Below are 26,174 nucleotides of genomic sequence, written 5' to 3' on the forward strand. Positions count from 1 at the left end.
GAAGGACCAGCCCCGTCTGGCGCGAAGCGTCCCCGGCGGGGGAGCGTGGAACCCATGGACGCCACAGTGAACGGCCACGGCCCGACAGAGGGTGGCACCGCCGGGCGGCCGGCGCCTCGCGTGCTCGTCGCCGGAGCCACGGGCTACATCGGCGGGCGGCTCGTCCCCCAGCTCCTCGACGCCGGATACCGGGTGCGCTGCCTGGTCCGCGACCCGGGGCGGCTGCGGGACCAGCCGTGGGCGGGCCGAGTCGAGGTCGCCAAGGGCGATGTGACCCGCCCCGAGACGCTCCCCGGCGCGATGGAGGACGTCGACGTCCTCTACTACCTCGTGCACGCCCTCGGCACCGGCCGGGACTTCGAGAGCACCGACCGGCGGGCCGCGCTCGCCGTCGGGCGCGCCGCGAAGGCCGCGGGCGTCCGCCGCATCGTCTACCTCGGCGGCCCGGCGCCCCGCCAGGTGCCCGAGAGCCACCTCTCCCCGCACCTGCGCTCCCGCGCCGAGGTCGGACGCATCCTGCTCGCCAGCGGCGTGCCCACCGCCCAGCTCCGCGCCGCCGTCGTCATCGGCTCCGGCTCGGCCTCCTTCGAGATGCTGCGCTACCTCACCGAACGGCTGCCCGCGATGGTCACGCCCACCTGGGTGCGCACCCGCGTCCAGCCGATCGCCGTCCGCGACGTCCTGCGCTATCTGCTGGCCGCCGCCCGACTGCCGGCCGAGGTCTCCCGCAGCTTCGACATCGGCGGGCCCGACGTGCTCACCTACCGTCGGATGATGGACCGCTACGCGGCCGTCGCCCGCCTCCCGCGCCGCCTCATCCTGCCCGTGCCGGTGCTCTCGCCCCGGCTGTCCAGCCTCTGGGTCGGCCTGGTCACGCCCGTACCCGGCGGCATCGCCCGGCCGCTCGTCGAATCCCTGCGGTACGAGGTGGTGTGCCGCGAGCACGACATCGCGCGGTACGCCCCCGACCCGCCGGAGGGCCTGATCGGCTTCGACGAGGCCGTACGCCTGGCCCTCCAGCGGGTACGGGACGCCGACGTCGCCACCCGCTGGTCCTCCGCGTCCCTGCCCGGCGCCCCCAGCGACCCGCTGCCGTCCGACCCCGACTGGTCCGGCGGCAGCCTCTACCAGGACCGGCGCGAGGTGACCGTCGAGGCCCCGCCCGCCGATCTCTGGCGCGTGGTGGAGGGCATCGGCGGCGAGAACGGCTGGTACTCCTTCCCGCTCGCCTGGTCCCTGCGCGGCCTCTTGGACCGCCTCCTCGGCGGCGTCGGCCTGCGCCGGGGCCGCCGCGACCCGCACACGCTCCGGGTCGGGGACTCCCTCGACTTCTGGCGGGTGGAGGAGCTGGAGCCCGGCCGCACGCTGCGGCTGCGCGCGGAGATGCGGCTGCCCGGCCTGGCGTGGCTGGAGCTGTCCGTCACCCCCGACGGCCCGGCCCGCGCGATCTACCGCCAGCGGGCGCTGTTCCGCCCGCACGGACTGGCCGGGCACGCCTACTGGTGGAGCGTGGCCCCCTTCCACGCGGTGGTGTTCGGGGGCATGGCCCGCAACATCGCGCGACGGGCGAAGGGGTGAGCGAAGCCGGTCCTGCGCCGCCGGGCGCCGGTGTCGTGGTGACGCGCCGCCGCAGCGGCCATCGTCCCGCCGCGGCGGCCGCCTTCGGGGCTGCCGCGCGGGGGACGGTCGCCGCCGGGCGGCGCCGCTAAGCCACCCGCGCGCCGCGGGCGACGGGGTGCAGTGCCGCGTACTCCAGCGGCGCGGAGGGGTCGATGGACACGTCCAGCGGCGCCGGCTCCGCGCCCGCCCGTACGAGCAGGTCGCCGACGGCGGCGATCATCGCGCCGTTGTCCGTGCACAGCCGCAGCGGCGGCACCCGCAGTTCGATCCCCGCCGCAGCGCACCGCTCCTGGGCCAGGGCCCGGACCCGGGAGTTGGCGGCCACGCCGCCGACCACGACGAGCGTGCCCACCCCGTGCGCGACGCACGCGGCGACGGCCTTGCGGGTGAGCACGTCGGCCACGGCCTCCTGCAAGGAGGCCGCGCCGTCCGCGACGGGCAGCGGCCGGCCCGCCGCCCGGTGGCCCTCGGCCCAGCGCGCGGCCGCCGTCTTCAGGCCGGAGAAGGAGAAGGCGTACGGGTCGTCGCGCGGGCCCGTGAGCGGACGCGGGAACGGCACGGCGGCCGGGTCGCCCTCGCGCGCCGCCCGGTCGACGGCCGGGCCGCCGGGGTAGGGCAGGCCGAAGACGCGGGCGACCTTGTCGAAGCACTCGCCGGCCGCGTCGTCGAGCGTGTCGCCGAGGTGGACGATCGGGTCGCGCGCCAGGTCGCGCACGAGCAGCAGCGAGGTGTGGCCGCCGGAGACGATCAGCACCATGCACGGGTCGGGCAGCGGGCCGTGCTCCAGGGTGTCGGCTGCCACGTGCCCGGCGAGGTGGTGCACCCCGTACAGCGGGACGCCCAGGGAGTACGCGAAGCCCTTCGCGGCCGCGACGCCGACCTGGAGCGCGCCGGACAGGCCGGGGCCGGTCGTCACCGCGACCGCGCCGATGTCGGCCATGGTCAGGCCGGCGTCGGCCAGCGCGGCGTGGACGACGGGCGCCGCCGCGTGCACATGCGCGCGGGCCGCGATCTCCGGAACGACGCCGCCGAAGCGCGCGTGCTCGTCCATGCTGGAGGCCACCGCGTGACCCAGCAGCCTGCCGTCCCGGACCAGCCCGGCGCCGGTCTCGTCGCAGGACGACTCGATACCCAGCACCACCGGTGAACGCACCACGTCGACGCCTCCTGCCTTTGTTGAGTAAATGCACATTGTATGCAGCAAGCCTTCGGCGAGGTCCCGGTCGTGGCGTCATCCCCGCAGGTCAGTAGAGTTCCCGTGCCCCTGTCCCCTCCGCCGCCCGAGGTACGCCCAGTGAGCTCCGCCCCCGTGACGGTCGTAGGCATCGGCGCCGACGGCTGGCCCGGCCTCGCCCCCGGTTCGCGACAGGCGCTGCGCCAGGCCGACGTGATCATCGGCGGCCCGCGCCAGCTCGCCCTGGTGCCGCCGGACTGCACGGCGGAGCGCGTCGCCTGGCCTTCGCCGCTGCGCCCCGCCGTACCGGGGCTGCTCGCCGCCCACGCCGGGCGCCGGGTGTGCGTCCTGGCCAGCGGCGACCCCATGTTCTTCGGCATCGGCCGCACGCTCGTGGCCGCCCTCGGCGACGCGAGCCGGCTGCGGGTGCTGCCGCACCCCTCCTCCGCGTCGTACGCCTGCGCCCGGCTCGGCTGGCCGCTGGAGGAGACCGAGGTCATCAGCCTCGTCGGCCGCCCCCTCGCCGCGCTGCACGCCGCGCTGCACGACGGCCGCCGGCTGCTGCTGCTCAGCGCCGGCGCCGCCACCCCCGCCGAGGTCGCCGCGCGGCTGTCCGCGCACGGCTTCGGCCCCAGCCGGATGACCGTGCTGGAACAGCTCGGCGGCGAGGACGAGCGGCGCGCCGAGGGCGCCGCCGACGACTGGACGCACCCGCCCGGCGACGCGCTGAACGTCATCGCGGTCGAATGCCGCCGGCTGCCCGGCGCGCCCCGGCTGCCCCTCACGCCCGGCCTGCCGGACGAACTCTTCGAGCACGACGGGCAGTTGACTAAGCGTCACGTCCGGGCCGTGACGCTCGCCGCGCTCGCCCCCGCCCCCGGCGAACTGCTGTGGGACGTCGGTGGCGGCTCCGGCTCCATCGGCGTCGAATGGATGCGGGCCCACCGCTCATGCCGTGCCGTCGCCGTCGAACGCGACCCCGTGCGCGCCGAGCGGATCGCCCGTAACGCCGACGCGCTCGGGGTGCCCGCCCTGCGCGTCGTCACCGGTGCCGCGCCCGCCGCGCTCGCCGGACTGCCCGCGCCCGACGCGGTGTTCATCGGCGGCGGGCTGACGGCCCCCGGCCTGCTCGACGCCTGCTGGGACGCGCTGCCCGCCGGTGGCCGGCTCGTCGCCAACACCGTGACCCTCGAATCCGAGGCGCTGCTCACCGAGCGGTACCGGCGCCACGGCGGCGAGCTGACGCGCCTGGCCGTCGCGCGCGCCGTCCCCGTCGGCGGCTTCACCGGCTGGCGGCAGGCCATGCCGGTGACGCAGTGGTCGGTGGTCAAAACGGAGCGAGCCATGACCGAATCCGCACAAGGAGGACCCCAGTCATGACCGTGTACTTCATCGGCGCCGGCCCCGGCGCCGCCGACCTGATCACGGTGCGCGGCGCGCGGACGCTGGCCCGCTGCGGCGTCTGCCTCTACGCGGGCAGCCTCGTCCCCCGTGAACTCCTCGCCGAGTGCCCGCCGGACGCCCGTCTCGTGGACACGGCCCGGCTGAACCTCGACCAGATCACCGAGGAGTTCGTACGGGCCCACGCCGCCGGCCAGGACGTGGCCCGGCTGCACTCCGGCGACCCGGCGGTCTTCAGCGCCGTCGCCGAGCAGATGCGGCGCCTCGACGCGGCCGGCATCCCGTACGAGATCGTGCCCGGCGTGCCCGCGTTCGCCGCCGCCGCCGCGGCGCTCGGCCGCGAGCTGACCGTGCCCACCGTCGGGCAGACCGTCATCCTCACCCGCATCGCCCAGCAGGCCACCCCGATGCCGGCCGGCGAGGACCTCGCCACCCTCGGCGCGAGCGGCGCCCTGATCGTCCTGCACCTCGCGGCCCGCTACGCCGACCGCGTCGTCGCCGAGCTCCTTCCGCACTACGGCCCGGACTGCCCGGCCGCCGTCGTCGCCATGGCCAGCCGCCCCGACGAACTGGTCCTGCGCGGCACGCTCGCCGACATCGCCGATCAGGTGAAGTCGGCGGGGGTGGTGCGCACGGCGGTCATCATCGTCGGCCGCACGCTGGCGGCGGAGCAGTTCCCCGACAGCCATCTGTACTCCACCGAACGGGACCGCTGCGCGAACTGAGGGGGCGCGGGCTCAACGCCCAGGCCCCGCGGGCCCCTTCGGTTCCGCGCGCCCCACGATCGTGCCCGCACGGTCGATGCAGATGACGTCGACCGTGACGGGCGCGCCGCGCAGCACCGCCAGGGCCTCGTCGCGGGCGGTGGCCGCCACCAGGTCGCCGAGGGGGACGCCACGGGCCGCGCAGCGCTGGAGGGCGTCCAGGCCCGTGTTCGCCGCCGCCACGGCCGAGGCCAAAGCCTCGTCGGCGCCTCCCCTGCGGGCCAGTTCCGCCAGGAAGCCCTTGTCGACCTGCGAGCGCGCCGAGTGCAGGTCGAGGTGGCCCGCCGCGAGCTTCGACAGCTTCGCGAACCCGCCCGCGACGGTGAGCCGGTCCACCGGGTGGCGGCGTACGTACTTCAGCACCGCCCCCGCGAAGTCGCCCATGTCCAGCAGCGCGTCCTCGGGCAGCCCGTGCACGGCCACCGCGACCTTCTCCGACGTCGAGCCCGTACAGCCGGCCACATGCGTACGGCCCGCAGCCCGGGCCACGTCCACGCCGCGCCGGATGCTGTCGATCCACGCGGAACAGGAGTAGGGGACGACGATGCCCGTGGTGCCCAGGATGGAGATGCCGCCCAGGATGCCCAGGCGGCCGTTCCACGTGGACCGGGCGATCTCCTCGCCGTGATCGACCGAGATCTCGATCTCGACGTCGCCCGTGCCGCCGTGCCGGGCGGCGACCTCGGCGACGTGGTCGCGCATCATCTGCCGGGGCACCGGATTGATCGCGGGCTCGCCGACCGGCAGCGGCAGACCGGGCCGGGTGACCGTGCCCACCCCCGGCCCCGCCCGGAAGACCACCCCCGAACCGGGCGGCAGCACCCGTACCGTCGAGCGGATCAGCGCGCCGTGCGTCACGTCCGGGTCGTCGCCGGCGTCCTTGACTATCGCGGCCATGGCGCTCCGCCCGCCGCCGCGCATGTCCTCGGCGGCCAGCGCGAACGCGGGCGTCTGCCCCTTGGGCAGGGTGATCGTCACCGGGTCGGGGAACTCGCCCGTGAGCACGGCGGTGTACGCGGCCGTGGTGGCGGCGGTGGCACAGGCACCCGTGGTCCAGCCGTGGCGGAGCCCGGTGTGGGCGAGCTGCGCGGTGCGCCCGCCGGTGGCCTTGCCGGGGGAGTCGGTCACGGGGCGCTCCCAAAGGATTTCCCGCCGCGGCGGTGAGCGATCACAATGTGCGGGACCGGCGGTGCCCAAGCGGCCGGGATCGCAAGAGAGAGGCCCATCGTGAGCGCCGAGCGCCACATCCTGATCCTCGGCGGTACGACCGAGGCGCGACGGCTCGCGGACGTCCTGGCCGCCGACCCCACGCTGCGCGTGACGACCTCACTGGCCGGGCGGGTCGCCCGGCCGCGGCTGCCCGCCGGGCAGGTCCGCATCGGAGGGTTCGGTGGGCCCGGCGGCATGGCGCGTTGGCTGCGCGAGCACCAGGTGGACGCACTCATCGACGCCACCCATCCTTTCGCCGGCACGATCAGTTTCAACGCGGCACAGGCGGCCGCCGACGTCCATGTTCCCCTGCTCGCCGTCCGCCGCCCCGGCTGGGTCGCCGGTCCGGGCGACGACTGGCACCCGGTCGGCTCGCTCGCCGAGGCGGCGGACGCGCTGCCGGCGCTGGGCGAGCGGGTGTTCCTGACCACGGGCAGGATGGGCCTGGCCACCTTCGCACACCTGAGCGCCCTGTGGTTCCTCGTACGCTCCGTGGACGCCCCCGAACCACCGATGCCGCCCCGCACGGAGGTCCTGCTGGACCGCGGCCCGTTCACGGTCGAGGGCGAGCGGGAGCTGCTGCGCCGCCACGGCATCGACGTCCTGGTGACGAAGGACAGCGGAGCGGCGGCGACCTCCGCGAAGCTGGTCGCCGCGCGGGAGCTGGGGGTGCCGGTGGTGGTGGTCCGGCGGCCGGAGGTGCCGGCCGGGGTGCCGGTCGCGGCCGATCCGGCGGGGGCGGCGGAGTGGCTGAGCGGGGCGCTGCGCTGACGGTCCGGACCGCCCGGGGGCTCGTCCTCAAACGCCGGACGGGCTTGATCAGGCGCCTGATGCCGCTCCGCCGTCCTCGCGCCGGTGCTCGCATCCCGGAGCCCGCCGTAAATCCCTGCGGGCTCCGGGCCGTGACCCCCGCGAGCAGCCCGCTCGCGACCGTCTCCGTCAGCCCTCCGGATACCGCCTCGGTGTCCACACGATCTCCTCGGCGCCGTTCTCGCCCCGGCGTGCGCGGCGCGTCTGCGTCGAGCCCACCAGCAGGATCGTGCGCATGTCCACCTGCGCCGGGTCCAGGTCGCCGAGCCGGACGATGCGTACGCTCTCCTCGGGGCCGCCCACGTCGCGGCCGAGGACGACCGGGGTGTCCGGCGTGCGGTGCTCCAGCAGGAGTTCGCGGGCCTTGCCGACCTGCCAGACGCGGCTGCGGGAGCCGGGGTTGTACAGGGCGAGGACCAGGTCCGCCGCCGCCGCGGCGCGCAGCCGTTCCGCGATGACCTCCCACGGCTTGAGCCGGTCGGACAGGGAGATGACGGCGTAGTCGTGGCCGAGCGGCGCGCCAGCCCGCGCGGCCGCCGCGTGGGCCGCGGTCATGCCGGGCAGCACCCGGACCGGCACCTCGCGGTACGGGTCCTCCGAGGCGACCTCCAGCACGGCCGTCGCCATCGCGAAGACGCCCGGGTCACCGGAGGAGACCACCGCGACCCGCCGCCCCTGCCGGGCGAGGTCGAGCGCGAACTCGGCGCGCTCGGACTCCACCTTGTTGTCGGAAGGGTGGCGGCGCTGACCGGGCCGCACCGGCACCCGGTCGATGTACGTGCTGTAGCCGACCAGGTCCTCCGCCGCCGCGAGCTCGCCCCGCGCCTCCGGCGTCAGCCACAGCGGACCCGCCGGGCCGAGCCCCACGACCACGACCTCGCCGCGCCCGGCCGGGGGCGCGGCGTCGACGCGGCTCGGCAGCACCGCCACCGAGAAGTACGGCACCGACTCCGGGTCCACGTCCGCCAGCGCGCCCGTACGCTCACCGCTCATCGTGGCGCGTTCGACGTACCGCGCCTCCGCGAGCCGTCCCGAGCTCTCCAGCGCGCCCCGCACGGACGGGAAGGTCCGGCCGAGCTTCATCACCACGGCCGAGTCGGTCGAGGCGAGACGCGCCGTCAGCTCCTCCTCCGGCAGCGTGCCCGGCAGGATCGTCAGCACCTCCTCGCCCTCCACCAGCGGGGTGCCCAGCGCGGCCGCCGCGGCGCTGACCGACGTCACACCGGGGATCACCTCGGTGGGATAGCGGTCGGCGAGCCGCTTGTGCATGTGCATGTACGAGCTGTAGAAGAGCGGGTCGCCCTCGGCGAGCACGGCCACCGTGCGCCCGGCGTCCAGATGCGCGGCCAGCCGGGCCGCGGCCTCCTCGTAGAACTCCTCCATCGCGCCCCGGTACCCGCCGGGGTGATCGGTGGTCTCCACCGTGACGGGGTAGACCAGCCGCTCCTCGATGTGGTCGGGGCGCAGATGGCGTTCGGCGATGGAACGCGCGATGGAACGGCCGTGCCGGGCGCTGTGGTACGCCACGACGTCCGCCTCGGCGATGACCTCCACGGCCCGTACGGTCATCAGGGACGGATCGCCGGGGCCGAGGCCCACTCCGTACAGCCGCCCGGGCTTGTGCTCGCTCACTCTTCCTCGCTCGCTATCGCGTTGATCGCGGCCGCAGCCATGGCGCTGCCGCCGCGCCGGCCCCGCACCACCAGGTAGTCCAGCCCCAACGGGCTGTCGGCCAGCGCGTCCTTCGACTCGGCGGCGCCGATGAAGCCGACCGGTATGCCGATGACCGCCGCCGGGCGCGGCGCGCCCTCGGCCACCATCTCCAGCAGGCGGAACAGGGCCGTCGGCGCGTTGCCCACCGCCACCACCGCGCCGTCCAGCTTCTCGCGCCACAGCTCCAGCGCCGCCGCGCTGCGCGTCGTGCCCATCCGCCGCGCCAGCTCCGGCACGGCCGGGTCGGCGAGGGTGCACAGCACCTCGTTGTCGGCGGGCAGCCGCTTGCGGGTGACGCCGCTGGCGACCATGTTCGCGTCGCACAGGATCGGCGCCCCGGCGCGCAGCGCCGCGCGGGCCCGCGCCACGACCTGGGGGCTGTGGGCGAGGTCCCGTACGAGATCGGTCATCCCGCAGGCGTGGATCATGCGCACCGCGACCTGGCTGACGTCCGGCGGCAGGGCGCCGAGGTCGGCCTCGGCGCGGATGGTGGCAAAGGACTGGCGGTAGATGGACGCGCCGTCCTTTTCGTAGTCGAACACTCTGCCTCGCTTGCTGCTGTCGCTCTGTGGGTCGTTCCGCGCCGCGGGCCGGTGCCGCCGCCCGTGCCGCTGTCTGTTCCGCTATGTCGTTCCGCGTGCCGCCGCCACCGCGTCGGGCAGCCGGTCCGCGGTCACGGTCCGTACCGCCGTCTCCGGTGCCGCGCCCGGTATGTCCCGCCGCACGGCGACCTCGTAGCCCTCGCCGGTCGCCAGGACGTCGACCCAGGTGCCGTCGGCCGGGTGGCCGCACCGCCGCTCGCAGCCCGACCAGTACACCGGCAGCCCCGCGGACCGCCGGTCCGTGAGGCAGGCCCGTGCCACCGCCCGTACGTCCGCGAGGGACTTCGCGCAGCCGGGCCGGCCGGCGCAGGCGCCCGCGCGGTGCCAGGCGCTGTCGGCGGAGGTGACGAGACCGGCGTCCGCGAGGGCGGCCAGCCGCGCCGGAGCCGTTCCGGCCGACAGGCCGGGGACGACGACGCCGCGCCAGGGTGTCACACGCAGCTCGCCGTCGCCGTCCCGGTCGGCGGTACGGGCGAGGAGCCGCCACTGGGCGACGGTGAGCCGGCCGAGGGGGGCGGCCACGGACAGGGCGTGCCGGCCGTCCGGGCCGGTGACCGTGCCGGGCTCCGCCGGCGGGCCGAGCGGCAGCGCCGGGTGGGGGAGCGGGTCGGAGCCGATGCCCGCCGCCGCCAGCCGGTCGGCGAGCCGGTCGGTCCGGGGCCGGTGCTCCGGCGGCAGTTCGCGGACCCGCCAGGCGCGTTCGCCGCTGCCGCCCGCGGCCGTCAGGAACTCCGCGGCGGCCAGCGCGGCCGCCCGCGGCCCGTCCTCGGCGGCGATCAGCAGGCCCGGTCCGGCGGTGCCGAAGCACAGGACGGCCCGGCCGGAGTCGCTTGCGATCAATGTCACATCGGGGGCGAGCGCCACGATGTCGCCGCGCCCGTCGTCCAGGCCGAAGAGGAACCGGCCCGACAGACCGGACAGATCGGTGGAATCCGATTCCGCTGCCCGTCGTTCGCCGCGCGCTCCGGCCCGCGCGCCGTCGGCGCACAACAGCGCGTCCAACTCCCGCGCCCACGCCTGCACGTCCACCCGTCCGCCGGGGTGGTGCCCCCGTGCGGGCTCCCGTCCGTCCAGCCCGCACAGCGGTGACGCCGCCACATTGCGGATCCGTTCGTTCCGGTCCGTCGGCAGCAGTCCCGCCGCGCGCAGCCGCCCGCCCAGCTCGCCGCCGCAGTCGGCGGCGAGGCCGCGCAGCTGCACATTGCCGCGCGAGGTGATGTCGAGACGGCCGTCGCCCAGCTCCCCGGCCAGGTCCGCGAGCACCTGTGCCTGACGAGTCGTCAGAAGTCCGCCGGGCAGCCGGACGCGCGCCAGCGCGCCGTCGTCCGCGGCGTGCAGCCGCAGCGCACCCGGACAGGCGTCGCCGCGCTCGCGGACGGGCCGCTCCGCGGGCGCCCCGGCCGTGTCGGAGTCATCCCGGTCCGTGGGGGATGAGGGGGTGACGGACATGGCGGCGAGCATACCGACGATCACACCCGGTGCACCGTCCCGTACGGCATCTGCCAGCGCTTACTATGCTCAGCGGCGGACCGTTCTGCTTTCCGGTCCGCCAAAACGCCAGCGACGGCGCCAGGGGAGGAAGCCGGTGGAACTCCGGCACGGTCCCGCCACTGTGAGCACGGCAGCGATGCCGCGCGAGTCAGGAACTCCCGCCGTCCTCCAACCGCCCGGGGCGCGGACCCCGAGGAAGGCCTGCCGCCGCATGCGCATGTCCCGGTCCCGCGCGCCCCGAGCGACCCTCGAAGCCCTGGGGAGCGCCGCGTGATCCTTCTCCTGTCGACCTCCGACACCGACCTGCTCAGTGCCCGCGCGGCCGGAGGCCCGGTCCCGTACCGGCTCGCCAACCCCGCCCGGCTCGAACTCGACGAGCTCCCTGCCCTCCTCGACGGCACCGACCTCGTCGTCGTACGCCTCCTCGGCGGCATCCGCGCCTGGCAGGAGGGGCTGGACCAGCTCCTCGCCGGGGACCGGCCCGTCGTCGTCCTCACCGGCGAACAGGCCCCCGACGCCCAGCTGATGGAGGCGTCCACCGTCCCCATCGGCATCGCCGCCGAGGCCCACGCCTATCTCGCCCACGGCGGCCCCGCCAACCTCGAACAGCTCGCCCGCTTCCTCTCCGACACCGTGCTGCTCACCGGCCACGGCTTCGAGGCCCCCGCCGCCGCCCCCACCTGGGGTCCGCTGGAGCGCACCGCCAAGCCGGACGCGACCGGCCCGCTCATCGCGGTGCTCTACTACCGCGCCCACCACATGAGCGGCAACACCGCCTTCGTGGACACCCTCTGCGGCGCCATCGAGAACGCCGGCGCCCGCGCCCTCCCGCTGTACGTCGCCTCCCTGCGCGCCCCCGAGCCCGAGCTCGTCGAGGCGCTCGGCACCGCCGACGCCGTCGTCACCACCGTGCTCGCCGCGGGCGGCACCAAGCCCGCGGCCGCCTCCGCCGGCGGTGACGACGAGTCCTGGGACGCCGGCGCCCTCGCCGCGCTCGACGTACCGATCCTCCAGGCCCTGTGCCTGACCGGCCCGCGCAGCGCCTGGGAGGAGAACGACGAGGGGCTCTCGCCGCTCGACGCCGCGACCCAGGTCGCCGTCCCCGAGTTCGACGGCCGCATCATCACCGTCCCGTTCTCCTTCAAGGAGGTCGACGAGGACGGCCTCCCGGCGTACGTCGCCGACCCCGAGCGCGCCGCCCGCGTCGCCGGCATCGCCGTACGCCACGCCCGGCTGCGCCACATCCCGGCCGCCGACAAGCGCCTCGCGCTCGTCCTCTCCGCCTACCCCACCAAGCACTCCCGCATCGGCAACGCCGTCGGCCTCGACACCCCCGCCAGCGCGGTCGCTCTGCTGCGCCGCCTGCGCGAGGAGGGCTACTCCTTCGGGAACGAGGCCGACGAGGCGGTCCCCGGCCTGGAGTCCGGCGACGGTGACGAACTGATCTACGCCCTCATCGAGGCAGGCGGCCACGACCAGGAGTGGCTCACCGAGGAGCAGCTCGCCCGCAACCCCGTCCGCATCCCCGCCGCCGACTACAAGCGCTGGTACGGACAGCTGCCGCAGGAGCTGCGCGAGTCCGTCGAGGAGCACTGGGGCCCGCCGCCGGGCGAGATGTTCCTCGACCGCAGCCGCAATCCGGAGGGCGACATCGTCCTCGCCGCGCTGCGCCGCGGCAACCTCCTCATCCTCATCCAGCCGCCGCGCGGCTTCGGCGAGAACCCCATCGCCATCTACCACGACCCCGACCTGCCGCCCTCGCACCACTACCTCGCCGCCTACCGCTGGATCGCGGCCTCCCGCGAGGACGGCGGCTTCGGCGCCGACGCGATGGTCCACCTCGGCAAGCACGGCAACCTGGAGTGGCTGCCCGGCAAGAACGCCGGCCTGTCCGCCGCCTGCGGCCCCGACGCCGCCCTCGGCGACCTGCCGCTGGTCTACCCCTTCCTCGTCAACGACCCCGGCGAGGGCACCCAGGCCAAGCGCCGCGCCCACGCCACCCTCGTCGACCACCTCGTACCGCCGATGGCCCGCGCCGAGTCCTACGGCGACATCACGCGCCTCGAACAGCTCCTCGACGAGTACGCCGCCATCTCCGCGATGGACCCGGCCAAGCTGCCCGCCATCCGCGCCCAGATCTGGACCCTGATCCAGGCCGCCAAGCTCGACCACGACCTCGGCCTGGAGGACCGCCCCGACGACGACGGCTTCGACGACTTCCTGCTGCACGTCGACGGCTGGCTGTGCGAGGTCAAGGACGCCCAGATCCGCGACGGCCTGCACGTCCTGGGCGGCGCGCCCACCGGCGAGGCGCGGGTCAACCTCGTCCTGTCGATCCTGCGCGCCCGCCAGATCTGGGGCGGCACGGCCGCCCTGCCGGGCCTGCGCGAGGCGCTCGGCCTGGACGAGTCGGCGGCGACGCGCACGACGGCGGACGAGGCGGAGGAGAAGGCCCGGGCCCTCGTCCAGGCGATGGAGGACGCGGACTGGGACCCGGCAGCGGTCGCCGCTGTTGTGCCCACGGTGCTGGGCACCGATGCCGCGGACCCCGACCTCGTCGCCGCGATCCTGACCTTCGCCGCCACGGAGGTGGTCCCGCGCCTGGCCCGCACCACCGACGAGATCGACCACGCCGTCCACGCCCTGGCGGGCGGCTTCGTCCCGGCGGGCCCCTCCGGCTCGCCGCTCCGCGGCCTGGTCAACGTCCTGCCGACCGGCCGCAACTTCTACTCCGTCGACCCCAAGGCCGTCCCCAGCCGTCTCGCCTGGGAGACCGGCCAGGCCCTGGCCGACTCCCTCCTGGAGCGCTACCGCACCGACCACGGCGACTGGCCGAAGTCGGTGGGCCTGTCGCTGTGGGGCACGAGCGCGATGCGCACCGCGGGCGACGACGTGGCGGAGGCGCTGGCCCTGCTGGGCGTCCGTCCGCTGTGGGACGACGCCTCGCGCCGGGTCAACGGCCTGGAGCCCATCTCCCCGGAGGAACTGGGCCGCCCCCGCATCGACGTCACCCTGCGCATCAGCGGCTTCTTCCGCGACGCGTTCCCGCACGTCATCGGCCTCCTGGACGACGCGGTACGGCTCGCCGCGTCCCTGGACGAGCCGGCCGACCAGAACTACGTACGCGCCCACGCCCAGGCCGACCTCGCCGCCCACGGCGACGAACGCCGCGCCACCACCCGCATCTTCGGCTCCCGCCCGGGCACGTACGGCGCGGGCATCCTCCAGCTCATCGACAGCCGCGACTGGCGCACCGACGCCGACCTCGCCGAGGTCTACACCGTCTGGGGCGGCTACGCCTACGGCCGCGAGCTCGAAGGCCGCCCGGCCCGCGAGGAGATGGAGACCGCCTACAAGCGCATCGCGGTCGCGGCGAAGAACACCGACACCCGCGAGCACGACATCGCCGACTCCGACGACTACTTCCAGTACCACGGCGGCATGGTCGCGACGGTCAAGGCCCTCAAGGGCAAGGCACCGGAGGCGTACATCGGCGACTCCACCCGCCCGGAGACGGTCCGCACCCGAACCCTGGTCGAGGAGACCTCGCGCGTCTTCCGCGCCCGCGTGGTCAACCCCCGCTGGATCGAGGCGATGCGCCGCCACGGCTACAAGGGCGCCTTCGAACTCGCGGCCACCGTGGACTACCTCTTCGGCTACGACGCCACCACCGGCGTCGTCCCCGACTGGATGTACGACAAGCTCGCCCAGACCTACGTCCTGGACCCGGAGAACCGCGCCTTCCTCCAGGACGCCAACCCCTGGGCCCTGCACGGCATCGCCGAACGCCTCCTGGAGGCCGAGAGCCGCGGCATGTGGGCCAAGCCGGACGCCGAGACCCTCGACGCCCTGCGCCAGGCCTTCCTGGAGACGGAGGGCGACCTGGAGGGCGGGGACGACGCCTGACGGGCGAGCTGCGGTTCGCGCCCCGGGCGAACGCGTCCCGGCCTAGAGTGCAGTCCCATGAACGGGGGATTACACGGGCCGGGGCGCACCCTCGGTGTGACGCTTGAACAGATGATCGGCGAGTCGCTGTGGAACGCCCTGGTGGCCAAGGGCCGTCCACGCGAACACCGGTCGGGGGACGTGCTGCTGCGGCAGGGAGACCGCGGTACGCACGTCCTCGTGCTCTGCGGGGGAGTCGTCAAGGTCTCCCGCGTCGAACGGGACGGCCGGGTACGGGTGCTGGCCTTCCGCGGCGGCGGAGACGTGGTCGGCGAGGCGGCGGTCATCGAGGAGGACGAGACCCGGCTGGCGTCGGTCGAAGCGATCTCCGAGTGCAGGGTCTCGGTGGTGTCCAAGCGGGAGTTCCTGGAATTCCGCGACCTGCACGAGCTGACCGAGACGCTGCACCGGCACACCGCGATGCGCTGGAGAGAGGCCACGAGGGTCGGCGACGGCGACGCCCGGACCCGGCTGGCCGTGGCGCTCCTCGCCCTGGCATCGGCCGCCTGCCCCGCGGGCCCGCCGGCCGCGGTGGAAGTGGCCGTCACGAGGCTGGACCTCGCCCAGTACCTGGGCGTCTCCCGCAACACCGTGAGCACCACGCTCCAGTCGCTCGGCGAACGGACCGTGACGGCCGAGCGCAAGAGCATCGTCATCCGCGACATCGCGGCCCTCCGCTCGATCGCAGACGCCGGCTGACGGCAGAATCATGCCGCCTGTGTGACGCCCGTCACGGGTGATGTGCACCGCGGGTGCACAAGCGACCGGGCGCCCTCGCGAGGATCGACGACATCAGGCCCGGCACGGCGAGCGTGCCGGTGTCAAGCCGTCTTCTTCGCAGGGGAGTTCCGCATGCCTTCAGCCGACATGCCGTCCGCCGGACCCGCGCCCTGGAGCGTGAGCCGTGATCTGCCGCCCTACCGGGGCATCCTCGCCGTGGACGCGAAGGACTTCACCGGCAGGCCGGCCGTCGATCACGTGGAACTCACGTCGATCATCCCGCAGTTGCTCGAACTCGCGCTCGACCGTGCCGGTCTGCGGCAGCTCTGGGAGGAGCAGAGGTTCGCCAACAACACGGGCGACGGTTTCGTCTTCGGCTTCGACCCGGTGGCCCTTCCCCGGGTCATCCACCCCTTCCTGGGCGAGCTCCAGGAAGTACTGACCGACTACAACATCCACGCCACCGGCACCCGCCGGCTCCGCCTGCGGGCCAGCCTCCACGTGGGCCCCCTGCCCGACGGCGGCTCGCCCGGCGACGGCAACGGCACCCCCCGGAACGACACCCACCGGCTGCTGGACTCCCGTCCCGTGCGGGCCATCCTCGCCGCGTCCAGCGAGAGCATCACCCAGGTCGCCGCGATCCTCTCCCAACGGGTCTTCGAGGACGCGGTGCTCTCGGGCTACACCCGCCGCCATCCCGACCACTTCATCGAGGTGGCGGCGAGCGTCGAGGGCAAGCCCTTCCAGCAACTCGCGTGGCTGTACGTCCCCGCCCCCTCGGGAAACCTCTACGACCGCCGGATCCTCGGCGACCAGCCGTCGCCCGCACCCGACCGCGACGTGGCCGCCGCCCAAGCCCCGGCCCCCGACGCGGCCACGAGGCCCCCGGCGGCCCCGCCGCAGGGCACCGCCATCACGAACAACCACAACCGGGGCTTCATCTCGCACGGAGAGGTGCACGGCGGCCAGCACCAGAACAACACCTATGGCAGCGGCTACGAGCCCGACGGCGGCGGGGCCACGCGATGAGCCTGCCACGCGACCCGGCGATGCCGGAGGAGCCAGGGGCCGCGACGTCCTTCGCGGCAGACGAGGCGGGTGCGGAGTTCACCCAGCACTTCCACACCGTAAACATCTGGGACAACCAGGGCTTCGTGAGCCTGGCCGGCATCGTCCGCGGCGGCCAGCACCTCGGCACCACCACCGCCGACGCCCTGGCCGGAGCGGCGGGAGCCGACGGCGTCGAGCGGCGGGAAGGGGACATCTCCGCCGAGCAGATCACCGCGGCCATGAGCGGATTCGCCGAACCGGCATGGTTCTCCCAGGCCCTCGGCCTGCTCCGCAGCCGCTTGGTCTTCCTCGCCGGAAAGCCGGGCAGCGGCCGCCGGACCGCGGCGCTCAACCTCCTGCGGCGGCACACGGGAAGCTTCGCGCTGCGTGCCGTCGACTCCGACACCGAACCGGCCACCTGGACGGCCGGCGGCACCGCGACCCGTGGCTATCTGATCGACGGTCTCCTGGAGTCGAGGGTCCTGGCTCTGGGGAGCATCGGTCTGGGCAACCTGCGGCAGCAGCTCGACCGGGCCGACGCCTGCATGGTCATCGTCACCGACAGTACGCCGCAGGTCCTCGCCCATTTGCGGGACGTCCTGCACACCGAACCCGTGTCCGCCGGCCCGCCGGCCCCGCGTGCGGTCCTGGACGCCAAACTCGCGACCGTCTTCGCCGGTGCCGAGCGTCGCCGGTCGATCCTCGACGCGCTGCCGGCGGGTTTCCTCGACGAGAACCTGCGGGGCCACCTGAACCCGGCACAAGTCGTCGAGATCGCAACCGAGATCGTCAGGGTGGCGGACGGCGAGGCGGAGGCGGGGGAGATCGGCGAGCACCTGAGCCTCCGGGCGGCCGAACGCGCACCCCAACTGCTGCGATCCGTCCAGGACAACGCCGATGACCTGGCTCTTCTCCTGGCCGCCTGTGTCTTCGAACACTTCGACCACGCTCTGGTCGAGAACGAGGCCCGACGTCTTCTGAAGGTGGCCGCCGGGCGCCTCGACGCGACCCCGCCACCGCCCCTCACGGATGAGGGCGTGGCAGCCGATGGCGCCGTCTTCGCCTTCGGGCGGTCACGGCAGGAGCGGCTGACCGCCATCGAGGCATACCGCGCGAAACGGGTGGTGCGCTCCGACGCGAACCACAGCTACTTCTGCGAACCCGTCGCCTTCACCCGACACCTCCAGGGGCGGGCGGTTCTCGACCACGTCTGGCATGAGTACCGCGACGCCGGCGAGTTGATCGTGGAGTGGCTCCAGCAGACACCGTCCGCCCACCGGCTCGGTGATCGCGCCGGATTCATCCTCGGCCAGTTCGCCCAGTGGAGCTCCGGTCACCGCGCGCTCGCCCCCATCGAGGAGCTGGCCGCGTCGGACCGGCCGGTCGACTGGCGGATGGCGGCACGCGCCTTCGGCGCCGCCTCCGCCGATCCCGTACTCGCCACCGCCGTCAAGAACCGGCTTCGTGGCTGGGCCCGGGCGGCCACGGTCTCCTACCGTTGCATCGCGGCGCTGACCTGCGCCACCGAGTTCGGCCTGGCCCGCCCCGAGGCGGCGCTGAACCTGCTGCACACCACCGTGGTGTCGCGGGACGACGGCTCCACCGCGGTCGAGTCCGCCGTCCGCAGGGCCTTGCTCTCCCTCTTCACGGAAAGCGCCGTCCGGCCCCGCGTCATCGACGCCCTCGTCCAGTGGACGTCCGAGGGCGGGGCGGCGAGGCGCACGGCGTGTGCCGCGGTCGCCCAGCTGCTGAGGGGCGCGGCCACCGCCAGGGAAGCGGGGGAGTGGTGGAGCGGCCACCTGCTCGCGAGGCCCACCGCATCAGGAAGCTCCCCGGCGGAGCCCCCCGGCCTGGTGCTGATCCGCCATGCCCTCATGGAGCAGACGACCTACGACGCGACCCGCGCCGCCCTCCTGGAGTGGCAGCGCCGCTCGGCCGGAGACCCCCGCCGGGCGCAGGCCCTCGAACACCTCGTCGACCGACTGGCACCACACTTGCACGGCGGCGTCTTCCGCCTGTTCACCGACCTGGAACGCACCGCATCCGCACCCGGCGCCGGACGCGCGGCGCGTGCCCTGGCCGAGTGGCGCAAGGACATCCCGCAGAAAGGCCGAGCATGACCACGACCACCTACTACGCGACGCCACCGCTCCCGGGCAACGGTCTGTGGGCCACCTGCCAGGGCGGCCCCTTCCGGCAACTCCTGCGATTCCGTACGTCTCCCCGGCCCGACACCGCCCTGGTACTGATCGACCGCGAACACAGGGCCCTGTGCGAGCCCGGGACGCGCGCGTCGCTGACGCGAGCCGCCCTGGGCGGCTACGCCGAGGCCCATCTCGTCGACACGGCCCGCCGCAGCGGAGTGTGGTACTTGCCCCTCGGCGCCCGCCCCACCGCTCTCGAGGTCACCTGGTGGGCCGACGACCCGGGGCTCGTCGTCCTCAACCGGCACCGGCTGGCCGACCCCTGGGCATCGGTCAGCGCACACCTGGACGGGCTGCTCGACGCGGCTACGGCCCGCTGTCGCGCCGTCGGGCGGGAACTCACCGCGCAGGAATTCATCCCGCACCTTTCCCAGCCGCAGCACCTGCCGCACCTCGGCCTGTCCTGCCGTCTCGAGACCGCCCCGCCCGAGGTCGAGACCTTCGGCCCGGCCATCGGTTCCCCGCCCCGATTGTGGTCGCCGCAACGCCGCGAGGAGTACGAGTTCTACCTCCAGGCCGTGCGCACGGGCCCGGACGCACTCGCCGCGTTGTGGCTGCTCCACCACCCGGACGAGGTGCGCCAGGTCCTGGAGTGGGTGACGGACCATCCGCGCGAGGTCATGGCGGGAGCGGGCGAGAGGGACGTCACCCGCACCCTCTTCGACAGCCTTCCCCACGAGATGAAGGAGCAGCTGGCGAAGGCCAACGCCGAATTCATCCACGCCACCGTGCAACCCGACGCCGAGTTGTGAACCGGAGAGGACATCATGCGCGAGGAGTGGTACTACCGTCGCGGCCACTGGGTACGGAAGCCCGCTCGCGGGCGGAGCGACGGCAACAGCCCGTGGATCGCCCTGGCCGTCGTCGCGGTGCTCCTCTGGGCGATGCTGAACAGCTGCCTGAACGACGACACCTCCGACGAGCCCGCCCCGAAGTCCCCCGCCTCCTCGACGGCACCCCGGTGACCCGCCACGCACCCCGGAGGCGACTTCGGCCACGCACCTCGGGCGAGGCCACGGCAGCCCTGATCGCGCTCGTGGCCGTCGTGCTCATCCTCCGGAGCCTGCTGCGCCTGCTCGCCGGACTCGGGCCGTACCTGTGGCCGGCCCTCCTGGCCGCGGCCGGCTGCGGGTCGGCCGTGGGCCTGGTCCGCGCGGCCCGGCGTCGCGCCGAGCGCAGGGAGCGGGCACGACTGCTGGAGCAGCTGCGCTTGCCGCTGCACGAGGTGGACGCCCTGTCGCCGGACCGGTTCGAACTGGCCATACGGGATCTGATGATCCGCGACGGCATCAGGGCACGGCACGTCGGCCGCCGGGGCGACCAGGCGGCCGACGTCATCGGACGGGACCCGGACGGCAGGGTGATCGTCGCCCAGTGCAAGCACACCATGTTCGGAGGCAGGGTCGGATCGCACGTGATGTACGAGGTCAACGGCACCGCCACGCCCGTGCACGGCGCCGATGTCGCCGTCGTCGTGACCAACGGTGGCTTCACGCGCGACGCCCGCCTCTGGGGCGACCGCAACGGCGTGCACTGGGTCGACCGGGACCGCCTGCGTGCCTGGGCGGAAGAGGGGAGGACCTTGCACCAGGTGCTGGGGCTGGGACGTATCGGACCCTGACGTACCGCTTTTGGGCCGGGACTCGGTCCGTCATTAGGATCCTCGGATGATCATCACAAAACGGCTGGCGGCGGGCGCATGTGCGCTGCTCGCCGCGCTGGCCGCAGGAATCGCCCCGGCGCAAGCCGCCGACGGGCCACCCAAGGACTCCCCGAAGGTCGAGCTGGTGCTGGATGTCAGCGGCTCGATGCGGGCTCGGGATGTGGACGGCCAGTCCCGTATGTCGGCCGCTCAGCAGGCGTTCAACGAAGTGATCGACGCGGTGCCCAGCGGGGTGCGGCTCGGGATCCGGACGCTCGGGGCCGACTACGCCGGTGACGACAAGGAGACCGGCTGCCGGGACAGCAAGCAGCTCTACCCCGTCGGGCCCGTCGACCGCACCGAGGCCAAGGCCGCCGTCGCCGTGCTGCGGCCGACCGGCTGGACGCCCGTCGGCTACGCGCTGCGCGGCGCCGACCAGGACCTGGGGACCGACGGCGGTACGCGCCGGATCGTGCTCATCACCGACGGCGAGGACTCCTGCGGACAGCCCGACCCGTGCGATGTGGCGCGTGAACTCGCCGCCAAGGGCACGCACTTGACCATCGACACCCTCGGTCTGGCGCACGACGACAAGACGCGCGAGCAGCTGAGCTGCATCGCCGAGGCCACCGGTGGCACGTACACCTCCGTGCAGCACAAGGACGAGCTGTCGGGCCGCATCAAGCAGCTCGTACGCCGCGCCGAGAAACCCGTCGAGACGCCGAAGGCCACCCAGGGCGCGGCCGAGTGCTCCAAGGCGCCCGAGCTGGGCGCCGGGATCTGGACCGACCGGGCGACGTTCTCCGAGCACCGCTGGTACCAGGTGAAGGTGAAGTCGGGTCAGGAGCTGCGCACCTCGGTCAGCGTCGGCGCGGACCGCGCCGTCGACCGGGACTACGGGGTGCTGCTGCGCGCCGTGAGCGAGGGCGGACAGGAGCTCGTACGGGGCAGCGACGCCGGCAGCGGGCGTACGGACGTGATGTCGTCCGGGCTGCGCTACCCCATCGGTGAGAAGAAGGACGACAAGGAACCGCGGACGGTCTGCCTGGAGGTCTCCCACTCCTTCTCCGCGCCCGCGTCCGTCAAGCGCGACCCGGGCCTGCCCGTCGAGCTGGCCGTCGACCTCGTGGAGTCCCCGGACGACCCCTCCGACCTGGCCGCCTTCGGCCTGGGCCGGGGCTGGGTGCTGCTGGCCGTCCTGGTCGTGACCGGGCTGCTCGCCGGACTGGTGTGGGGCTGGCTGTCCCGCTGGCGCGTCGCGGTATGGAGGCAGAACTGATGCGTGGAACACGTGTGATGGTCTCGGCGCTGCTGGCCGGCGCCGCGCTGTTCACCTCGGCCGGGATCGCCGCCGCCGACGATCCGAGCCCGAGCCCGTCCCAGGGCGCCGAGGAGGCGCCGACGGAGGCCGGTACGACCTTCCGTACCGCCACCGCCGTGAAGCAGGGCCAGAAGGCGACGGCGAGCGCCTCCACCGGTGACTACCTCTACTGGCAGGTCCCCGCCGGGGCCGGGCAGAACGTGACCGCCACGGCCACCGTCCGGCTGCCCGAGGCCGCCACCCGGCACGGCGCCGCCACCTGGCGGCTCGATGTCTTCGACGGACTGCGCCGCCGCCAGGCGTGCGCCTCCGGCAAGCCGGCCGCGCGCGCGGCGCAGCAGGACACCGAGGTGACGGTGGTGTGCGGGCTGCGCACCGTACGGCCCTGGTCCGAGCGCTGGTCCAACGACCCGCTGCCCGGCGCGTACTACCTCCGCCTGACCGTCACCGACGTCCCCGACCAGGACCTCGGTCTGCCGGTCAAGGCCGAGGTCGAGGCGACCGCGAAGGACGCGGGCGGTGCGCGCGCCGAGGGCGGCGAGCTGGGTGCCCCGCTGCACGCGGCGGCCGTCACCGAGCCGGACAGCGGCTGGAACGGCAGCTGGTGGAGCGGCCGTTGGGGCTGGACCGTGGGCGGCGCCGTGCTCGGCGCCCTCGCGGCCATCGGCGGTTACACCCTGACCCGCCACCCCCGGCGCTCCTAGCGCTCGTTCCCGACGGCGCCCGCGGCCATGTGGCCGCGGGCGCCGTCGTGCTTCACGGCCTCGCCGGCGGGTCGCCCTCGACGGCGTGCAGATACAGCGCCAGCAGATCCTCGTTGAAGTACGAGCTGTACGAGATGTCGGGTGTGTCGCCGCCCGTGTGGTAGCCGCCGATGACACCGATCAGCGCCGGCCCGGTCAGACCGCGCACCAGGAACGGCCCGCCCGACGTGCCGCCCACATAGCCCGCGCAGGCGATCTCCAGGAAGTCACCCGGCGCCCTCGGGTCGGTGCTGGTGTAGCGGTGCGTGGCGGAGCGGCAGTCCAGCGGCTTGGGGTACTTCGCGTCGCTGCTGCCCGGATAGCCGATGAGCCGTACGTCGCGGTGCGTGTACCCCATGCGGACCGCCAGGTCGAAGCCGCCGACCGCGCTCTCGGCCTCGGTGCCGTCGGCGCGGGGGCCCAGCCGGACGACGGTGAAGTCCCAGCGGGCGCCGCCGTCCGTGCCCAGGTCGTAGTACCGCTGATCGATGTGGATGTCCTCGACGGGGAAGACGCCGTGCGGTTTGAGCCCGTCGTGGTACTGCGGTACGAACGACAGCCGCCGCTTGGGGTCCGGCGAGCGCAGGCAGTGCGCCGCGCTGACGGCGAGGTCGCGGTGCGGGCTCTTGACGACCGTACCGCCGCAGAACCGGCCGGTGTTCGAGCCGTCGGTCCAGAAGAACGTCCCCACCTGCGGAAGCCCGTCGAAGGGGTGGCTGGGCGGTACGGGCTCCCGGGCGGCGGGGCGCGACTGCCCCTTCGCCGCCAGGGGCGGCCGCGCGGCCGCCATCCGCTCGGGCGTCCAGTAGGCGTCGGCCGAGACCGCCGCCGTGCGGCGCCCGCCGGTGTCCACCCCGAGCGCGGCCGGCCCGGGAACGGCGACGGCCAGCAGGCCGGCGAGCACGGTGACGAGGCCGCGGAGGGCCGAGGGTCTTCTCATGGGACGGTTCCCTCTCTCTGATGCGCGGGGACGAGCGAGGACACGTACGGGGCGAGCGTGCCATCGTCCTGCTGCCGGGCGGCCGTGACGAGCCGTCGGTGCGCCAGTACGAGCCGGAATTCGAGACCGCGGTGGTCGGCGGGGAGCGCTTCGGAGCGGCCGGAGGGCAAGGGCCGGGCGCGCCCGGCGGAATGCTCGCCGACGGCCTCGGCGCTGCCTTGCCGGGCGACGTCCCGTGGTCGCTATCAACTCGTGGTTAAGTCCTTGGTCCAGCCGTAACCTGGAGTGGACTAGTGCTGGGCCCACTTCCCGTGACAGGATGCTCTGCGCGGCCACCGCGGGCTTAACTGGCCGTGAGGTGACGTGAAGAAGGTGGCGAAAACGGCCCGTAAGGACGGAGCAGATGGCAGTCGGGGGCGACAGGTCGGCAGGTGAAGCGGGCAGCCCGCTCGCGGAGCGGCTCAATTACCTGTTCGCGAACATGCATCCGCCCGGGGCGCCGTACACCAACGGACACGTGGCCGAGGAGATCAGCAGCGGCACCGAGGAGTACGGCGGCGTCAAGCTGACCGAGCAGTATCTGTCGATGCTCCGCAACGGCAGGCGTGCCAACCCCAGCCCGGACGTGCTCCGCGCACTGGCGAAGTTCTTCGCCGTGCCGGTCGGCTATCTGATGGGCGACCTCTCCGCCTCGCAGGCCGAGCGCGTGGAGGAGGAGGTCCGCTTCCTCGTCGCCATGAGGGATCAGCGCGTACGGGCCATCGCCCTGCGGTCGGTGGGGCTGCCGCCCGAGGTCCAGGACAGCCTCAACACGATCATTGCCCAGTTCCGGCAGCAGATGAATCTTCCGGCCGACCCGCCTGACGCGGGTGGTGAGGAGCGCACGTGACCGTCACGGCGGATGACCAGCTCTTCACCTACTGGCGGCGTACCGAGGACGAGGACGGTGCAGTCATGCGCGTGGGGCGGATACGACGCCGCTGCAAGCAGCTCATCCATGAGCTCGCGCTGCCCGCGTCGACCGATCTGCAGGGCCTGTGCGACGTCGTCGCCCGCCGTGTGGGCCGGCCCATCCGCCTGGTCCCGATGAGCCTGAACGGTGTCGTCTCGGGCATGACCGCCACCACGGACGACGCCTTCTGGGTCATCTACGAGCAGAAGACCTCGCCCTGGCACCAAGTGCACATCGTGCTGCACGAGATCGGTCATCTGCTGCTCGGCCACGACCAGGACCCGGCCGTCACCGAGGACGCCCTGAAGGTGTGGACGCCGTCGGTCGACGTGGCCACCGCCATGCGCCGCATGGGTCTGACCATGGGCCTCGCCCGCCACCACTGCTACGACAACCTCACCGAGCGCGAGACCGAGATCCTCGGCACCCTCCTCATGGAGAAGGTCGTGCCCCCGCCGCCGGACCAGGAGACCTCCCTGGAGGGCCCGGCCGCCGAGCTCGCCGCCTCGCTCGGCCCCGCGCTCCAGCACGTGCGCCAGCAGTTGCGGGACGGCGGCGCCGATGTTTGACGCCATCTACCTCGTCTTCTCCGCCGTCACCTGGGCCATCGTCGGCTACAAGGCCCGCGCCTGGCTGCGCGACCGCGACAATGTCGACCTCGGCCTGACGGCGTTGATGACCTCGGGCGTCCCCGTCGTCTTCCTCTTCTCCGCGCCCAGCGTCTACCGCGCCTTCGACCGCCTGACCGGCGTGCCGAACCTGGCGATGGTCTTCCTGTACTCGGCCGTCGTGCTGTTCGCGTCCGGCGCCACCGTGCTGCTGCTGCGCTGGACCAGCCGCGGCGACGAGGCGGCCCGCCTGCGCTCCGCCGCCCGGGCGCGGATCGCCATGACCGTCGTGGCCGTCGCCTGGACCGCCGCCATCGTCTGCTTCGCCGTCGGCCGGCCGGACGACGTGGAGCACCCCCGCGACTTCTCCACCGCCTACGCGGACGCGCCCGGAGTGGTCGCCTTCCTGGTGCTGTATCTGGCCATCTTCGGCACCAGCCTCGCCGGGCTCGGCGCGCTCTGCCCGCGCTACGCCACCCAACTGGGCCCCTGCTGGCTCTCCAAGGGCCTGCGGACACTCGCCGCCGGCTGCTGGCTGGGCCTGCTGTACTGCCTGTGCAAGCTGGTCGGCTTCGTCCTGAGCTGGGTCGGCCACGAGGCGTACTGGCTGTCCAACGGGGTCGCGCCGATGAGCGCCTCGGTCGCCGCGCTGCTGGTCCTGCTCGGCTTCTCGCTGCCCGCCGCCGGGCCCCGGGTGTCCGCCTGGCGCCGGCTGCGCCGGCTCCAGCCGCTGTGGCGGGCCGTCACCGCGCACGCCCCCGAGGTCACCATCGAGGAGCGCCGCTGGTCGGCCCGCTGGCCCCTGGCGGACCTGGAGTGGCGCGCCAACCGGCAGATGGCGGAGATCCGCGACATCCAGCGCGGCCTGCGGCGCCACGTCGAGGCCATGACCTTGGACCTCGCCCGGCAGAAGGCCACCACGGCCGCCCTGGACGAGCGCCGGGTCGCCGCGGTCGTCGAGGCCGCGGCCCTCCGCCGCGGCCTGCAGAACCAAATCACCGGGCATGTGCCGGCGCCGCACGCCGACAGTGTCGTGATGACCGTCAGCGCCGATCCGGCGGAGGAACACGAGCACCTGGCGCGCGTCGCCGACGTCTACCACGACCCGCTGGTCGACGCGGTGCTCACCGAACTACGGGAGATCAGCGCGGCACGCCGTCCCTGACGGCGCGCGGCCCACAGACGAGGCGGCCATGGACGGGGGTCAAGGCCGCCTGCGCCACAGGCCGGCGCCGGGTCCGTATCCCTACGGACCTGGCGCCGCC

At 74.1% G+C, this 26,174-nt stretch carries 23 protein-coding genes and 1 riboswitch; of the genes, 17 read left to right on the plus strand and 6 right to left on the minus strand.

All coding sequences use genetic code 11. From position 1 onward, the window contains the following. The first annotated feature begins 54 nt into the window (after positions 1-54). A complete protein-coding gene (locus ACZ303_RS20745; RefSeq protein WP_467341016.1) occupies positions 55-1,578 on the plus strand; it encodes an SDR family oxidoreductase in 1,524 nt (507 codons plus the stop codon). A 127-nt stretch (positions 1,579-1,705) separates the two neighbouring features. Here the strand turns inward: ACZ303_RS20745 and tsaD are convergent, their stop codons facing one another. Beyond that, positions 1,706-2,773 carry a tRNA (adenosine(37)-N6)-threonylcarbamoyltransferase complex transferase subunit TsaD gene (gene tsaD, locus ACZ303_RS20750; protein ID WP_467341400.1) on the minus strand — a complete coding sequence of 356 codons (1,068 nt, stop codon included), beginning with the start codon at positions 2,771-2,773 and terminating at the stop codon, positions 1,706-1,708. 141 nt (positions 2,774-2,914) lie between these two features. Here tsaD and cbiE point away from each other — a divergent pair, with 141 nt between their 5' ends. Both cbiE and cobM read left to right on the plus strand, forming a co-directional pair. After that, positions 2,915-4,174 carry a precorrin-6y C5,15-methyltransferase (decarboxylating) subunit CbiE gene (gene cbiE, locus ACZ303_RS20755; protein WP_467341018.1) on the plus strand — a complete coding sequence of 420 codons (1,260 nt, stop codon included), beginning with the start codon at positions 2,915-2,917 and terminating at the stop codon, positions 4,172-4,174. Continuing rightward, positions 4,171-4,920, plus strand: a complete 750-nt coding sequence (gene cobM / locus ACZ303_RS20760; RefSeq protein ID WP_467341020.1) for a precorrin-4 C(11)-methyltransferase — start codon at positions 4,171-4,173, stop codon at positions 4,918-4,920. Before cbiE ends, cobM begins: the two co-directional genes overlap by 4 nt. A 12-nt stretch (positions 4,921-4,932) precedes the next feature. Here the strand turns inward: cobM and ACZ303_RS20765 are convergent, their stop codons facing one another. After that, a complete protein-coding gene (locus ACZ303_RS20765) occupies positions 4,933-6,087 on the minus strand; it encodes a cobalt-precorrin-5B (C(1))-methyltransferase (RefSeq protein ID WP_467341023.1) in 1,155 nt (384 codons plus the stop codon). 45 nt (positions 6,088-6,132) lie between these two features. On the opposite strand from ACZ303_RS20765, the gene ACZ303_RS20770 reads away from it, so the two are divergent. Further along, positions 6,133-6,939, plus strand: coding sequence for a cobalt-precorrin-6A reductase (locus ACZ303_RS20770; RefSeq protein ID WP_467341024.1), 807 nt, complete (start codon positions 6,133-6,135; stop codon positions 6,937-6,939). Between the two features lie 168 nt (positions 6,940-7,107). Here ACZ303_RS20770 and ACZ303_RS20775 read toward each other — a convergent pair whose 3' ends face one another. The 3 genes from ACZ303_RS20775 to ACZ303_RS20785 all read right to left on the minus strand — a co-directional run bounded on the left by ACZ303_RS20775 (position 7,108) and on the right by ACZ303_RS20785 (position 10,754). Next, the gene (locus tag ACZ303_RS20775) at positions 7,108-8,610 is read right to left on the minus strand and encodes a precorrin-2 C(20)-methyltransferase (RefSeq protein WP_467341026.1); all 1,503 of its coding nucleotides are present in this window, start codon (positions 8,608-8,610) and stop codon (positions 7,108-7,110) included. Continuing rightward, entirely contained in the window at positions 8,607-9,233 is a 627-nt protein-coding gene (locus ACZ303_RS20780) for a precorrin-8X methylmutase (protein WP_467341028.1), read from the minus strand. The genes ACZ303_RS20775 and ACZ303_RS20780 overlap by 4 nt, the downstream gene beginning before the upstream one ends. An 81-nt stretch (positions 9,234-9,314) precedes the next feature. Further along, positions 9,315-10,754, minus strand: a complete 1,440-nt coding sequence (locus ACZ303_RS20785; protein WP_467341401.1) for a cobalamin biosynthesis protein CobG — start codon at positions 10,752-10,754, stop codon at positions 9,315-9,317. 114 nt (positions 10,755-10,868) lie between these two features. Then, positions 10,869-10,942: riboswitch (cobalamin riboswitch) on the plus strand. 112 nt (positions 10,943-11,054) lie between these two features. Between ACZ303_RS20785 and cobN the strand changes: the two genes are divergently transcribed. The 9 genes from cobN (at position 11,055) to ACZ303_RS20830 (ending at position 22,370) form a co-directional block, all read left to right on the plus strand. Further along, on the plus strand, positions 11,055-14,690 hold the full coding sequence (gene cobN / locus ACZ303_RS20790; protein WP_467341030.1) for a cobaltochelatase subunit CobN: 3,636 nt from the start codon (positions 11,055-11,057) through the stop codon (positions 14,688-14,690). A gap of 57 nt (positions 14,691-14,747) precedes the next feature. Then, complete coding sequence (locus tag ACZ303_RS20795) at positions 14,748-15,428, plus strand: Crp/Fnr family transcriptional regulator (RefSeq protein WP_467341032.1); 681 nt, start codon at positions 14,748-14,750, stop codon at positions 15,426-15,428. Positions 15,429-15,581: 153 nt separating this feature from the next. After that, positions 15,582-16,478, plus strand: a complete 897-nt coding sequence (locus tag ACZ303_RS20800) for a hypothetical protein (RefSeq protein WP_467341034.1) — start codon at positions 15,582-15,584, stop codon at positions 16,476-16,478. Then, positions 16,475-18,619 (plus strand): hypothetical protein, encoded by a 2,145-nt coding sequence (locus tag ACZ303_RS20805; RefSeq protein WP_467341036.1) that lies wholly within the window; start codon positions 16,475-16,477, stop codon positions 18,617-18,619. The genes ACZ303_RS20800 and ACZ303_RS20805 overlap by 4 nt, the downstream gene beginning before the upstream one ends. Beyond that, positions 18,616-19,455 carry a hypothetical protein gene (locus ACZ303_RS20810; protein WP_467341038.1) on the plus strand — a complete coding sequence of 280 codons (840 nt, stop codon included), beginning with the start codon at positions 18,616-18,618 and terminating at the stop codon, positions 19,453-19,455. Before ACZ303_RS20805 ends, ACZ303_RS20810 begins: the two co-directional genes overlap by 4 nt. Before the next feature lie 15 nt (positions 19,456-19,470). Beyond that, entirely contained in the window at positions 19,471-19,668 is a 198-nt protein-coding gene (locus ACZ303_RS20815; RefSeq protein ID WP_467341040.1) for a hypothetical protein, read from the plus strand. 71 nt (positions 19,669-19,739) lie between these two features. Beyond that, positions 19,740-20,324, plus strand: a complete 585-nt coding sequence (locus tag ACZ303_RS20820) for a restriction endonuclease (RefSeq protein WP_467341042.1) — start codon at positions 19,740-19,742, stop codon at positions 20,322-20,324. Between the two features lie 46 nt (positions 20,325-20,370). Continuing rightward, a complete protein-coding gene (locus ACZ303_RS20825) occupies positions 20,371-21,624 on the plus strand; it encodes a VWA domain-containing protein (protein WP_467341044.1) in 1,254 nt (417 codons plus the stop codon). Further along, positions 21,624-22,370 (plus strand): hypothetical protein, encoded by a 747-nt coding sequence (locus tag ACZ303_RS20830; protein ID WP_467341046.1) that lies wholly within the window; start codon positions 21,624-21,626, stop codon positions 22,368-22,370. The genes ACZ303_RS20825 and ACZ303_RS20830 overlap by 1 nt, the downstream gene beginning before the upstream one ends. A gap of 52 nt (positions 22,371-22,422) precedes the next feature. Here ACZ303_RS20830 and ACZ303_RS20835 read toward each other — a convergent pair whose 3' ends face one another. After that, positions 22,423-23,349 (minus strand): trypsin-like serine peptidase, encoded by a 927-nt coding sequence (locus ACZ303_RS20835; RefSeq protein ID WP_467341048.1) that lies wholly within the window; start codon positions 23,347-23,349, stop codon positions 22,423-22,425. Positions 23,350-23,369: 20 nt separating this feature from the next. On the opposite strand from ACZ303_RS20835, the gene ACZ303_RS20840 reads away from it, so the two are divergent. The 4 genes from ACZ303_RS20840 to ACZ303_RS20855 all read left to right on the plus strand — a co-directional run bounded on the left by ACZ303_RS20840 (position 23,370) and on the right by ACZ303_RS20855 (position 26,074). Then, positions 23,370-23,609, plus strand: coding sequence for a hypothetical protein (locus tag ACZ303_RS20840; protein ID WP_467341050.1), 240 nt, complete (start codon positions 23,370-23,372; stop codon positions 23,607-23,609). Between the two features lie 143 nt (positions 23,610-23,752). Further along, positions 23,753-24,238, plus strand: coding sequence for a helix-turn-helix domain-containing protein (locus tag ACZ303_RS20845; protein ID WP_467341052.1), 486 nt, complete (start codon positions 23,753-23,755; stop codon positions 24,236-24,238). Continuing rightward, entirely contained in the window at positions 24,235-24,870 is a 636-nt protein-coding gene (locus ACZ303_RS20850; protein ID WP_467341054.1) for a hypothetical protein, read from the plus strand. The genes ACZ303_RS20845 and ACZ303_RS20850 overlap by 4 nt, the downstream gene beginning before the upstream one ends. Then, on the plus strand, positions 24,863-26,074 hold the full coding sequence (locus ACZ303_RS20855) for an MAB_1171c family putative transporter (protein WP_467341056.1): 1,212 nt from the start codon (positions 24,863-24,865) through the stop codon (positions 26,072-26,074). The genes ACZ303_RS20850 and ACZ303_RS20855 overlap by 8 nt, the downstream gene beginning before the upstream one ends. Positions 26,075-26,174 lie beyond the last annotated feature (100 nt).

It is taken from the genome of Streptomyces sp. NPDC023527 (genome assembly GCF_055560115.1).